General features: G+C 36.3%; 11 protein-coding genes and 1 pseudogene. 9 read left to right on the forward strand and 3 right to left on the reverse strand.

The genetic code is table 11. The annotated features are described in order from the left end of the window. The first annotated feature begins 27 nt into the window (after nucleotides 1-27). Nucleotides 28-1,782, forward strand: coding sequence for a peptidoglycan D,D-transpeptidase FtsI family protein (locus tag MHH66_RS04895; protein WP_063219491.1), 1,755 nt, complete (start codon nucleotides 28-30; stop codon nucleotides 1,780-1,782). 116 nt (nucleotides 1,783-1,898) lie between these two features. After that, nucleotides 1,899-2,549 carry a YrrS family protein gene (locus MHH66_RS04900; protein ID WP_002138429.1) on the forward strand — a complete coding sequence of 217 codons (651 nt, stop codon included), beginning with the start codon at nucleotides 1,899-1,901 and terminating at the stop codon, nucleotides 2,547-2,549. Between the two features lie 36 nt (nucleotides 2,550-2,585). On the opposite strand, the gene MHH66_RS04905 is transcribed toward MHH66_RS04900, so the two are convergent. Further along, on the reverse strand, nucleotides 2,586-2,801 hold the full coding sequence (locus MHH66_RS04905; RefSeq protein WP_002015268.1) for a YrzA family protein: 216 nt from the start codon (nucleotides 2,799-2,801) through the stop codon (nucleotides 2,586-2,588). Between the two features lie 137 nt (nucleotides 2,802-2,938). Here MHH66_RS04905 and MHH66_RS04910 point away from each other — a divergent pair, with 137 nt between their 5' ends. The 4 genes from MHH66_RS04910 to MHH66_RS04925 all read left to right on the forward strand — a co-directional run bounded on the left by MHH66_RS04910 (nucleotide 2,939) and on the right by MHH66_RS04925 (nucleotide 6,430). Next, on the forward strand, nucleotides 2,939-3,577 hold the full coding sequence (locus MHH66_RS04910) for a class I SAM-dependent DNA methyltransferase (RefSeq protein ID WP_002015267.1): 639 nt from the start codon (nucleotides 2,939-2,941) through the stop codon (nucleotides 3,575-3,577). A gap of 14 nt (nucleotides 3,578-3,591) precedes the next feature. Beyond that, a complete protein-coding gene (gene mtnN / locus MHH66_RS04915) occupies nucleotides 3,592-4,287 on the forward strand; it encodes a 5'-methylthioadenosine/S-adenosylhomocysteine nucleosidase (RefSeq protein ID WP_061674809.1) in 696 nt (231 codons plus the stop codon). A gap of 82 nt (nucleotides 4,288-4,369) precedes the next feature. Then, nucleotides 4,370-5,293 (forward strand): O-acetylserine dependent cystathionine beta-synthase, encoded by a 924-nt coding sequence (locus tag MHH66_RS04920; RefSeq protein WP_063219490.1) that lies wholly within the window; start codon nucleotides 4,370-4,372, stop codon nucleotides 5,291-5,293. A gap of 3 nt (nucleotides 5,294-5,296) precedes the next feature. Continuing rightward, nucleotides 5,297-6,430 (forward strand): bifunctional cystathionine gamma-lyase/homocysteine desulfhydrase, encoded by a 1,134-nt coding sequence (locus MHH66_RS04925; protein ID WP_002067265.1) that lies wholly within the window; start codon nucleotides 5,297-5,299, stop codon nucleotides 6,428-6,430. Between the two features lie 288 nt (nucleotides 6,431-6,718). Here the strand turns inward: MHH66_RS04925 and MHH66_RS04930 are convergent, their stop codons facing one another. Both MHH66_RS04930 and MHH66_RS28565 read right to left on the reverse strand, forming a co-directional pair. Then, nucleotides 6,719-8,074: an RNA-guided endonuclease TnpB family protein gene (locus tag MHH66_RS04930; RefSeq protein ID WP_078184480.1), complete on the reverse strand. Its 1,356-nt coding sequence runs from the start codon at nucleotides 8,072-8,074 to the stop codon at nucleotides 6,719-6,721. A 21-nt stretch (nucleotides 8,075-8,095) separates the two neighbouring features. Beyond that, nucleotides 8,096-8,279: pseudogene (locus tag MHH66_RS28565) on the reverse strand (transposase); the annotation flags it as partial. A 478-nt stretch (nucleotides 8,280-8,757) separates the two neighbouring features. On the opposite strand from MHH66_RS28565, the gene adhE reads away from it, so the two are divergent. The 3 genes from adhE (at nucleotide 8,758) to MHH66_RS04945 (ending at nucleotide 12,819) form a co-directional block, all read left to right on the forward strand. After that, the gene (adhE, locus tag MHH66_RS04935) at nucleotides 8,758-11,361 is read left to right on the forward strand and encodes a bifunctional acetaldehyde-CoA/alcohol dehydrogenase (protein WP_002143202.1); all 2,604 of its coding nucleotides are present in this window, start codon (nucleotides 8,758-8,760) and stop codon (nucleotides 11,359-11,361) included. Between the two features lie 126 nt (nucleotides 11,362-11,487). After that, nucleotides 11,488-11,724 carry a YrhC family protein gene (locus tag MHH66_RS04940; protein ID WP_002034123.1) on the forward strand — a complete coding sequence of 79 codons (237 nt, stop codon included), beginning with the start codon at nucleotides 11,488-11,490 and terminating at the stop codon, nucleotides 11,722-11,724. Between the two features lie 147 nt (nucleotides 11,725-11,871). Continuing rightward, nucleotides 11,872-12,819 carry an ABC transporter substrate-binding protein gene (locus tag MHH66_RS04945; RefSeq protein WP_002015260.1) on the forward strand — a complete coding sequence of 316 codons (948 nt, stop codon included), beginning with the start codon at nucleotides 11,872-11,874 and terminating at the stop codon, nucleotides 12,817-12,819. Nucleotide 12,820 lies beyond the last annotated feature (1 nt).

Here is a 12,820-nt window from a genome sequence, read left to right on the forward strand (position 1 = left end):
TAAACTACAATAGACGAGGTGTTTTTTATGAAAATGAAACGGAGAATTATAATTGTTTTAATTTGTTTTATGGGTGTGATTTTTTTATTACTTTGTCGTTTAATCCAAATACAGATTATAGATACGGAATCATTTACTGACCGAAATATCAATCTGATTGAAAAAAGTGTTACGCAACGAACACAATCACTTACAGTAGATAATGGAAGAGGGCATTTTACAGATCGAAATGGTAAGGAAATTGGTGAAGAGAAATATCCAGTCTTAATTGTTTTTCCATTTTTACAAATAAAAAATGACATGTTAGAGAAAATTGCGCATATCATTGGTGTGTCGAGACAAGAGATAAGACTGCAAATGAAAAATAAGAATCAAGCATTTATATTACGAAAGGAGAATACCCCATTTCAATTAACGCTCGAGCAGATGAAGAAGGTAAATGAATTAGATATTTTAGGTATTGTAGCAGCAGAAGTTCGACTGAAGCAAATGGGGGAGGCAAATCATTTAATTGGTGATGTGGGAGAGAATGAACAAGAATTTCAAAAGCGTTATGGAGAAATGAAAAAAACTTCGAAACAAACGCCAATTGGTATTTCTGGATTGCAACAATCATTTGATGAATTTTTACTGACTGATGGAGAAGCGAAAGTACTATATCAAGTGGATCGACAAGGAGAACCGATTTTTGGGAAGCAGGCGAAATACACTTCACCAGGAAATCCATTTTATCCAGTTACTATTCAAACAACAATACATAAAACGTTGCAACGACGAGCAGAGAAGATTATAGATGAAAACGGAATAAAAAAAGGTGGGTTAGTATTAATAGACATAAAGAATAGTGAAGTTTTAGCAATGGTAAGTAGGCCTTCTTTACAGATGAATGATAGGAGGATATATAAATCTACACTTGAAAATCAAATGTTAACTCCTCATTTTCCGGGGTCTGTTTTTAAAACAGTAGTTGCAGCAGCAGTAATTGATGAGAATTTGGTGCGGTTTAATCGTACATTTAACTGTAATACAGATTTATACGGTGAAAATCTTCCACAAGTTATGATGGGGTCATTAAACTTTAAGGAAAGCTTTGCTAGAAGCTGTAATCGAACGTTTGCCGCATTAGGTGATGAACTAATGCAAAAGGATAGGGAAGTATTAGAAACGTATTTAGAGGCCTTAGGAGCAAGTGAGAAGGTAGGTTGGAAAGGTTCAGTATTTCATACACCAGAATTTGAGCAATTGCCAGAAGAAAAGAGTGCTATTATTTGGGGAAGCGAAGAAAATAAAGATAGTAGAAAAGCGATTGCTCAAACGATGGTCGGACAAAAAGATGTACGTGTGTCACCTCTAGCTATAGCGAATATGATGGCGACAATTGCTAGAGGTGGAGAGAAGATGGAAGTGAAAGCTGTGAAAAAAATAGTGTATAAAAATGGAACCGACTTTTTTACATTTGAAAATCATAAATTAAATGGGAAACAGCTTTCTTATGAAACGATGAAAAAATTACAACAGTTGTTAAGAGACGTTGTAACGATGGAGAAAGGAACGGGAACCGCATTCCGTTCGTTGCCACTAACTGTCGCTGGAAAATCTGGGACGGCACAAACAGGAAAAGGAGAGAGGGTGAATCGCTGGTTTGCAGGTTATTTTCCATATGAAAACCCAAGATATGCTTTAGTTGTAGTTGATATAGAAACAGATAGTAATGAAAATGTAGTCACACCAGTTTTTGCAGAAATGGTAGAGGCAATTCATCAATTAGAAATTGAAAAGTAATCTTGCAATTATTTATGAAATGTTTTCATTTCGTGAAAATATTATTGTAAATGTTCAACCTTTCTAGATTTAATGTTACAATAGCAAGTATGAAAAACTGCATGGAGGTTTGAAGAATGGCAGGAGGATCTAGATTCCAACAGAAACAACAAAAACGTCGTCAAAACGGTGTTTTAAATATTGCAATCGCTATTGTATTAGTAGCAGTAGCTATTGTAGCATATCAATTGTTTGTTCCTGACACAAAAGAGCAAGCGTCTTCTAATGATAAAAAGGTAGCTCAGCAAACAACAAAAGAGAATAAAGCTGAGAAAGCTAAAGGTAAAGAAGAGCCGAAGAAGAATGAGCAAGATAAGACAGAGGCTAAGAAGAAGGAAGAAGAAGAGAAGCAAAAGGCTGAGGAAGAAAAGAAAAAAGCTGAAGAAGAAGCGAAAGCTAACGAGAAAGCACCAGCTGAAAAAACACAGTCACAGGCAACAGATGCTTATACGAAATCTTCTTGGAAGCCAGTAGGTACAGAGCAAGGTGCAACACCTGCGATGACGTTTAAAAAAGGTACAGCAGATTGGAATGAGATGAATCAAGCGATTTCAGCTGCAATTGACGTTCCAGTAAATCAATTAGTTATCCATAGAATTGGAAATAACGGTAAGAATAAAGCTTACGGTAACGTACAAGATAAACAATCAGGTAAAAAATATTATGTGAATATTGATTGGGTAGACAATGAGGGCTGGAAACCAGTACTCGTTCAAACTCTAAACTAAAAAAAGAGAGGCTCTTAAGAGCCTCTCTTTTTTTAGTTAGCGTAATTTCTTTAATTTAAAATGAACAACCGCACTATAATAAGGTCTTTTGCTTTCAGGATCCATAATCATTTGGTGAGAAATATGATGAACTTCGAGCATAAGTGCTTTATTATTATCAATTTGTTCGTTAATTTTTTTTTCTAGAGAAACTAAGTTTGCAGCCTCGAAAAATTCTACTTTATCTTCTAACATTTCAAAGGTAAATGACACGAAGATGCCCCCTCTCCTATGATAATCACCTATAGTGTAACAAAGAAAAGAAGGAAATACTACGTACATTTCAATTGACATTTTTAGAAAGAGAGAATATCATACTGATAAAACCGATAAGAAAAAGGGGAATTTTTATGGGAACAGAATTTAATGGTTTATTTGATGAATGGGCTCATACGTACGACTCATTTGTACAAGGCGAAGATATACAATATAAAGAAGTTTTCGCCCATTATGAGGACATTTTAGAGGATGTAGTTAACAAGTCATTTGGCAACGTATTAGAATTCGGTGTTGGTACTGGCAATTTAACAAATAAATTATTACTTGCTGGTCGCACAGTTTACGGTATAGAACCGTCACGCGAAATGCGTACTATTGCAAAAGAGAAATTACCAAAAGAGTTTTCAATTACAGAAGGTGATTTTCTTTCATTTGAAGTCCCAAATTCAATCGATACTATTGTGAGCACTTACGCATTTCATCATTTAATAGATGAAGAAAAAGACGTAGCAATTGCGAAGTATAGTCAATTGCTAAACAAAGGTGGTAAAATAGTGTTTGCTGATACGATATTTGCAGATCAAGATGCATATGATAAAACTGTCGAAGTAGCAAAACAAAGAGGTTTTCATCAGTTAGCAAACGATTTGCAAACAGAATACTATACACGTATTCCGATCATGCAATCTATTTTTGAAAACAATGGCTTCCACGTAACGTTTACGAGATTAAATCATTTCGTTTGGGTAATGGAGGCAACTAAGCAATAGAAAGAGGGATTAGATTGAGAATTGCTGTAATTGGAGCAATGGAAGAAGAAGTACGTATTTTACGTGACAAACTAGAACAAGCAGAAACAGAAACTGTTGCAGGTTGTGAATTTACGAAAGGGCTATTGGCAGGACATGAAGTAATCTTGCTAAAGTCTGGTATTGGTAAAGTAAATGCAGCGATGTCAACGACAATTTTATTAGAAAAATATAAGCCTGAAAAAATAATTAATACTGGTTCAGCTGGTGGATTCCATCACTCTCTAAATGTTGGTGATGTAGTTATTTCAACAGAAGTTCGTCACCATGACGTAGATGTAACAGCATTTAACTACGAATATGGTCAAGTGCCAGGAATGCCACCTGGATTTAAAGCTGATGAGGCATTAGTTGCATTAGCTGAGAAATGTATGCAGGCAGAAGAAAATATTCAAGTTGTAAAAGGTATGATTGCAACAGGTGATTCATTTATGAGTGATCCGAACCGCGTTGCAGCAATTCGTGATAAATTTGAAGACCTTTATGCAGTAGAAATGGAAGCAGCAGCTGTTGCGCAAGTATGCCACCAATACGAAGTTCCGTTTGTTATTATTCGTGCACTTTCTGATATTGCTGGTAAAGAATCGAATGTTTCATTTGATCAATTTTTAGATCAAGCAGCTCTTCATTCTACAAACTTTATCGTAAAAGTACTAGAAGAGTTAAAGTAATGTAACAAAAAGGCAACTGTCTCATATAAAGAAAATACATACAGTTGCCTTTTCTTTATTGGCAAATAAGGGGGAGAACACGATGAATGTATATCGTGGAGTTCATGAGTTGATTGGTCATACACCAATCGTGGAAATTACTCGTTTTTTACTTCCGAAAGGAGTCCGTTTATTTGCAAAGCTTGAATTTTACAACCCAGGCGGAAGCGTTAAGGATCGTTTAGGAAGAGAATTAATCGAAGATGCACTAGAAAAAGGGCTTGTTGCAGAGGGCGGAACAATTATTGAACCGACGGCTGGGAATACTGGCATTGGACTGGCACTTGCAGCGTTAGAACATGATTTACGCGTCATTGTTTGTGTACCAGAAAAATTTAGTATTGAAAAACAAGAATTAATGAAAGCGCTAGGTGCAACGGTCGTGCATACACCGACTGAGCAAGGAATGACCGGCGCGATTGCAAAGGCAAAAGAATTAGTAAATGAAATACCGAATTCATACTCTCCAAGTCAGTTTGCGAATGAAGCAAACCCTCGTGCTTATTTCAAAACATTAGGTCCTGAACTTTGGGATGCATTGAATGGAGAAATTAACATATTTGTTGCAGGGGCAGGAACTGGCGGTACGTTTATGGGAACTGCGTCTTATTTAAAAGAGAAAAACATTGATATTAAGACGGTTATTGTAGAACCAGAAGGATCTATTTTAAATGGTGGTAAAGCTGGTTCACATGAAACAGAAGGGATTGGTCTTGAATTCATCCCGCCATTTTTAAAAACATCTTATTTTGATGAAATTCATACAATTTCTGATCGACATGCATTTTTACGAGTGAAAGAGTTAGCGCAAAAAGAAGGCCTTCTCGTTGGGAGCTCTTCAGGAGCAGCGTTTCATGCAAGCTTACTTGAGGCAGAGAAAGCAGCACCAGGTACGAATATTGTAACGATTTTTCCTGATAGTAGTGAGCGCTATTTAAGTAAAGACATATACAAAGGATGGGAATAAAAAATGAGAGCAAAGACAAAATTAATTCATGGTATTCGCATAGGAGAACCTTCAACTGGATCTGTAAACGTACCGATTTATCAAACAAGTACGTATAAACAAGAAGCAGTTGGTAAGCATCAAGGATATGAATATTCACGTACAGGCAACCCAACACGTGCAGCTTTAGAAGAAATGATTGCTGTATTAGAAAACGGTCATGCTGGATTTGCATTTGGTTCAGGAATGGCTGCTATTACAGCAACAATTATGTTGTTCTCAAAAGGTGACCACGTCATTTTAACAGATGATGTTTATGGCGGAACGTACCGTGTTATTACGAAAGTATTAAACCGCTTCGGTATTGAGCATACATTTGTAGATACAACAAACCTAGAGGAAGTTGTAGAAGCGATTCGTCCAAATACGAAAGCGATTTATGTAGAAACACCAACGAACCCATTACTAAAAATTACTGATATTAAGAAAATATCTGCTCTTGCTAAAGAGAAAGATTTATTAACAATTATTGATAACACATTTATGACGCCATATTGGCAGTCGCCAATTTCTTTAGGAGCAGACATTGTGCTTCATAGTGCAACGAAATATTTAGGAGGACATAGTGACGTAGTTGCAGGCCTAGTAGTTGTAAATAGCCCGCAATTAGCAGAAGACCTTCACTTTGTACAAAACTCAACAGGAGGTATTCTTGGCCCACAAGATAGCTTCTTACTACTTCGTGGTTTAAAAACATTAGGAATTCGTATGGAAGAACATGAAACGAATTCACGTGCGATTGCCGAGTTTTTAAATAACCATCCGAAAGTAAATAAAGTATATTATCCAGGTCTTGAATCCCATCAAAACCATGAACTAGCAACAGAACAAGCAAATGGATTTGGTGCTATCATCTCATTTGATGTAGATAGTGCGGAAACGTTGAATAAAGTACTTGAGAAACTGCAATACTTTACACTTGCTGAAAGCTTAGGAGCAGTAGAAAGTTTAATTTCGATTCCATCACAAATGACACATGCATCAATCCCAGCAGATCGCCGTAAAGAATTAGGAATTACAGATACATTAATTCGAATCTCTGTTGGTATTGAAGATGGAGAAGATTTAATTGAAGATTTGGCACAAGCACTAGCATAGTCAACTACCCCCGCTGAGATGAAGCGTTTCAGTGGGGGCTTTGAGTTAGAACTCTAGGTCTTTTCGTCTATCGCTAGACAGTTTGACGCTCTAGAATGCATGCCACCTTAAGGTAACACCCCAAGTAAGTTTTTGGTTGGTACTAGAAACGAACAATCGTTTCCCCACTTGCACCACCCTTTCGAAAAAGAGCAATTCTTCCTTATGGAAGAAGCCACCACTCAGATTACCCTGGCGTGTGCTACAAGCCCCGAAAAGTCGAGTACACATGGATGGTTGACACACCCACTAAGCTATGCACGAAGCAACAGCCTTACGTTTTTGCACTTCTAATAGAATCGGCGTTTTCACTTTGAGATTTTCATCTAATTGTACAACTCTTGATTTTTTCAATGTATTCAGCGCACCATTAATATCAGCATGGATACATGTTCCTGCTTTACTTTGGTACAGACCACGAGTGATTCGTTTGCCACTAAAGCGATAATGCGTCCTATCATCCTTATCCCAAACTGGAACCCTATCTTTATCAAGAAAACTAGCTTTTGAAGTATAGCTTTCTTCTTGTTTTAAAAATCGGATGCCTTCTTTTACACATTTATTCTCAATTGCTGCAATCAGTTTATGAAATGGGATTTGACCAAATTTTTGGTTATTCTTTTTTCCCATATCAGATTTTTGTTTCCAACCAGTGTTATACCCTACGACAACCGTATCTATGTTGCATGCTTTCACTTTTTTGAACAACAGGCCTACAGTTTGTGAAATGTAACCATTTATTTGTCTTTCTCGTTTATGCCAAAGTGCAGCCATTTTATTCGTTACAATACGTTTTGAAATTCCATTGTCCATATTTTTCTGTTGTAGATTACGTATCATTTTGTTGAAGTATTGGTTAATGGATTTTAATTTTTTCCCATCAATTAAGAATGTATCACCTGTATTTGTTACACAACTTAATAATCTGTCTACACCTAAATCGCAACTCAAAGCGTTACTAGTAGTCGTGGATTGTTTCTTCATTTGAGAAACGTGCATCTCATATGTATAATGCACCTCAAAGAACCGACCTTTTTGCTTCGGTACAATCTCAATGTAGGAGATTTTTTTATTTCTTACATTTTTAGGCATACGTATTTTAATAGAACCGAATTTTTTTCTGAATGCAACATTCATCGGAATCAGCCAATACCCGTTATCATCCACTTTTGGAACTTGATAGATTTCAATGATTCGTTTGTCAGTTGGACCAGAGTAATTCGGAAACTTAGGACGACCTGCGAATGTTTCAGGTTTTTTCTTCCACTGTTCCAGTGCTTTAAAAAAGCTCTTCACTTCTGTAAATAAGGCTCTACGAATCGCTTGAACAGAGTTTGATTGAATGCCCCAGTAGTTCATATCGGTTTGCATGGCAGTATCCACTTCTTTTACAGTAGCCATCTTGTTATTATTCAAGTAACTTTGTTTAATGGTGTACAATCCAACATTTCGCAATGCTTTTGAACTATGTGACATGCGCTGAAGTAAACGAAATTCTTTAGCTGTGAGACAAGCTCGTCCGATATTCTGTTTCTGAGTGAATCGTTGCATGTTTTCTCTTTTCTTTTGTTTACGTAATACTTTCACTGCTTTCTTTCTAGCCATTGTTTTCACCACCTTTCTTAGAGAGTTCATTAAAATTATTTCTTTCCTAAGATAATGTTTTATCTTGGGAAATCTCGTTTCACGAAACGAGAACTAACACTTTTGTAACTGTTAATTACTTTTGACAAATCAATATTTGGAACTAAACGGAACAAAATGTGAACATAGTCTTCATCGTAATTCCTTTTGGTTCAAGTAACCGAATGATTATTATTATCCAATTTCGTTGTCTTAAGATATATTCCCTCCTTATCTACGACAGATTATATCGTAAGACAAAAGGAAACAAATATTCGCCCTCAAAAAATTGTTATGACCGAAACAAAAGAGTTCAGCCTACCTTCTGACGGCAATTCATCTCCACCTGAATTGTTGGGTTTCACCCGTAACACAAATTAGATGGAGCCTTCTTGCCGAAAAGGATAAAAAATGCACTGCTAATATAGAGCAGTGCATTTTATTATATTAATTTGTGAAATATTTCACAAATTAGACATACACAAATGAAATGATTTCATGTATATTGAATTCATGAAATGTTATTCACGAACAAACTTGTGAAATATTTCACAATCAATGGGATTCATGTAGGAAGGTAACTCTATTTTTTTACGCTAATCGGGACTTTTTATGACCTATAGGGACTTATGAAGTCCAGGATAGCAGAATAGGAGGAAATTTACATGGTAGTCAAAGAGAAAGTTGTAAATGAAATGCAAGAGGTAAAAGAGATGATTGATACGTTAGTAGATAACGGTCAAAAAGCTTTACAAGCATTAGAAAGTTTTACACAAGAGCAAATTGACAACATTGTTCATGAAATGGCGCTTGCGGGTGTCGATCAACATATGCCGCTTGCGAAGTTGGCTGTTGAAGAAACGGGCCGTGGCGTATATGAAGATAAATGCATTAAAAATATTTTTGCCACTGAATATATTTGGCATAGTATAAAGAAAGATAAAACGGTAGGGATTATTCATGAAGATCCTCATGAAGAAATAATAGAAATCGCAGAACCTGTCGGTGTAGTAGCTGGGGTAACGCCAGTAACGAACCCAACATCGACAACAATGTTTAAAGCATTAATCGCGATAAAAACGAGAAATCCAATTATTTTCGCATTTCATCCTTCTGCACAAAACTGTTCCGTTGCAGCGGCAAAAACAGTATATGATGCAGCAGTGAAAGCTGGTGCACCAAAGCATTGTATTCAATGGATTGAAAGACCTTCTGTGGAAGCAACGAAACAATTAATGAACCATGATGGTGTCGCACTCGTTCTAGCAACTGGAGGGGCTGGTATGGTGAAATCGGCTTATTCTACTGGTAAACCCGCGCTAGGTGTAGGGCCAGGTAATGTACCATGTTATATAGAGAAATCGGCACATGTAAAACGTGCTGTTAATGATTTGATTTTATCGAAAACATTTGATAACGGTATGATTTGTGCGTCAGAACAAGCCATCATTGTAGATAAGGAAATCTATAATGATGTTAAAGCAGAAATGATTGCAAATAATTGTTATTTTGTAACAGAGGAAGAGAGAAAGAAATTAGAAAAGCTTGTTATTAATGAAAATACATGTGCAGTAAATAGTGATATTGTTGGGAAATCAGCACAGTATATTGCTGAATTAGTAGGAATTACTGTACCTGAACATACAAAAATGCTTGTAGCTGAAATTAAAGGCATCGGAGCAGCGTATCCACTATCTCGTGAGAAACTGAGCCCAGTGTTAGCTTGTGTAAAAGCAAATTCATTAGAAGAAGGATTTACATATTGCGAAGAAATGTTAGAGCTTGGTGGCCTAGGGCATTCAGCGGTTATCCATTCTACAAATAAAGAAGTACAAAAACAATTTGGGTTACGTATGAAAGCCTGCCGTCTCATTGTAAATGCACCTTCATCACAAGGTGGAATTGGTGATATATATAATGGATTTATTCCATCACTTACGCTTGGTTGTGGCTCCTACGGGAAAAACTCAGTTTCCCAAAACGTAACGGCGACTCATTTATTAAATATAAAAAGGTTGGCAAATAGAAAAAAGAATATGCAGTGGTTCAAATTACCACCCAAAATTTATTTTGAAAAACATGCGACAGCATATTTAGCAAACATGCCTAACATTTCCCGCGCATTTATTGTAACGGATCCAGGGATGGTTGAGCACGGTTATGTAGATACAGTTACGCACTATTTACGTAAGCATACAAATGATGTGAAAGTTGAAGTTTTCTTTGAAGTTGAGCCAGATCCATCAGATGAAACTGTATTTAAAGGTGCGGACATGATGAAAAGCTTTAAACCAGATGTAATTATCGCGCTTGGTGGCGGTTCAGCTATGGATGCAGCAAAAGGGATGTGGCTATTCTATGAGCACCCAGAAACGACATTCTATGGAATAAAACAGAAGTTTTTAGATGTAAGAAAACGTACATGTAAGTATCCGAACTTGGGAAATAAAGCACAATTTGTTGCCATTCCAACAACATCAGGGACGGGATCAGAAGTGACGCCATTTGCGGTTATTACAGATAAGAAAAATAATATTAAATACCCGCTTGCGGATTATGAATTAACACCAGATGTAGCGATTGTTGATCCGCAATTTGTAATGACAGTACCACCTCATGTGACGGCAGATACTGGTATGGACGTATTAACACATGCAATTGAAGCGTATGTGTCTGTTCTGGCAAATGACTATACTGATGGTTTAGCATTAAAAGCAATTGATCTCGTATTTAAATATTTACCGAGAGCATATAAAGATGGAAATGATGAAGAAGCACGAGAAAAAATGCATAATGCTTCCGCAATCGCAGGGATGGCATTTGCAAATGCTTTCCTAGGTATTAATCATAGTTTAGCGCATAAAATTGGACCGGAATTCCATATTCCGCATGGACGTGCGAATGCAATTCTTATGCCGCACGTAGTTCGCTATAATGCTATTAAGCCAAGAAAACACGCATTGTTCCCAAAATATGAGCACTTTGTGGCTGATGAACGCTATGCACATATTGCGAGAATGCTCGGGCTTCCAGCAAGCTCAACAGCGGAAGGTGTGGAATCACTCGTCCAAGCAATTATTGAGCTTGGAAAAAGCTTAAATATAAATATGAGTATTGCAGGACAAGGAGTTGCTAAAGACCAATTTGAAGGGGTTGTTGGATTATTAGCAGAAAGAGCTTTTGAAGATCAATGTACAACAGCTAATCCAAAATTACCGCTCATTTCAGAGCTGAAAGAAATCTATATGGAAGCATATAAAGGCGTATAATAGATAAAAAAGAGCCGCGAGTAAGCGGCTCTTTTTTACTTTGGAAAACATCTCCCAGATTGGTTCTATTTACTTGTCTTTAAGCTTGATAGAATGTGATAAAGTGAGGATGGGAGTGATAAGCAGATGAAAGAATTACAAGAAAAAATAGCAGATTATACCCGGTTTGCACAAGTACTTTTAGCTATAAGTACATTTTTAATGATCGGTTTATTAATTCCAAGTGGAATAAAAAGTATGGTACAGTCTTTTGTTATGATGGGGAGTATTATTGTATTTTTAGTTCTTGCTTTTTTCTTCTTTAAGCGTGTTAGAACGATGCGTGATCAATTAGAGGAGAGCGAATATGAAGAAAATTGTTAAATAGGGCGCTACGAAAAGAAGAAATCTTTTTGTAGCGTTTTTTCATTTTTGTAGAAAATGTATGCGTTTCATATTGACAATGATAATCCTTATCAATTAAAGTAGAATAGTAGTTAATGATTATTATTATCAATTAGAGGTGAAAGAATGAACAAATCTATTACGCTGTTCACAGCGATCTTATCTATTTTTTTCTTATTAATAGGTTGCAGTGCAAAAGAAAACGAAAAAGCATCCGCAACAAAAACAGACAAAGGAACAGACAAAATCGAAATTACCGATCTCTCAGACAGAAAGATAACATTCAATAAAGTTCCTGAAAGTTTTGCTACGTTGAGTATGGGAGACATGGATATTATTCATGCTTTAGGTGGAAAAATAGTAGGTCGTCCGGATACAAAATTAACTCTCCCAGAGGAATTAAAGAAAGCGCAAGTAATCGGGAATGCACATCAACCGAATTTTGAGCAAATTGCTAGTTTAAAACCGGATGTACTTGTTGCTAACAATGGATTCCAAAAGAACATTCCAACGGTCGAAGGACAAGGAACAAAAGTAATCATTTCTTCAGCCAACTCTGTAAAAGATATTCAAAAGGGTATTGAAATGTATGGAACAGTAATGAAGAAAGAAGATAAAGCAAAAGAGCTTAACCAAAAAATTAATGATCAAATGAAGAAATATGAGAAAAAGAGTGACGTTAAAGCGTTGCTAGTTTATGGAGCACCAGGCACTTATTTAGCAGCATTACCAACATCTCTATCAGGGGATATTTTAGAAAAAACAGGCGGGAAAAATATCGCAGCTAGTTTTCCAGAAATGAAAGAGTATCCGCAATATGCACAGCTAAGTGTAGAACGTATTATTGAAGCAAATCCAGATGTGATTTATTTAATTACACATGGAGATCCCAATAGTGTGAAAAAAGCATTTGAAGGCGAAATGATGAAAAATGAAGCATGGAAAAATTTAGATGCAGTAAAACAAAATCGTGTAGTTATTTTACCACCAGATTTATTTGGATCAAATCCTGGGACAAAAGTTACAGAAGCGATGGACTTTATGTATAAAAGTATACAAGATGTAAGGAAATGAT

Source organism: Bacillus sp. FSL H8-0492 (assembly GCF_038006145.1).
GTDB classification, from domain to species: Bacteria; Bacillota; Bacilli; order Bacillales; family Bacillaceae_G; genus Bacillus_A; species Bacillus_A mycoides.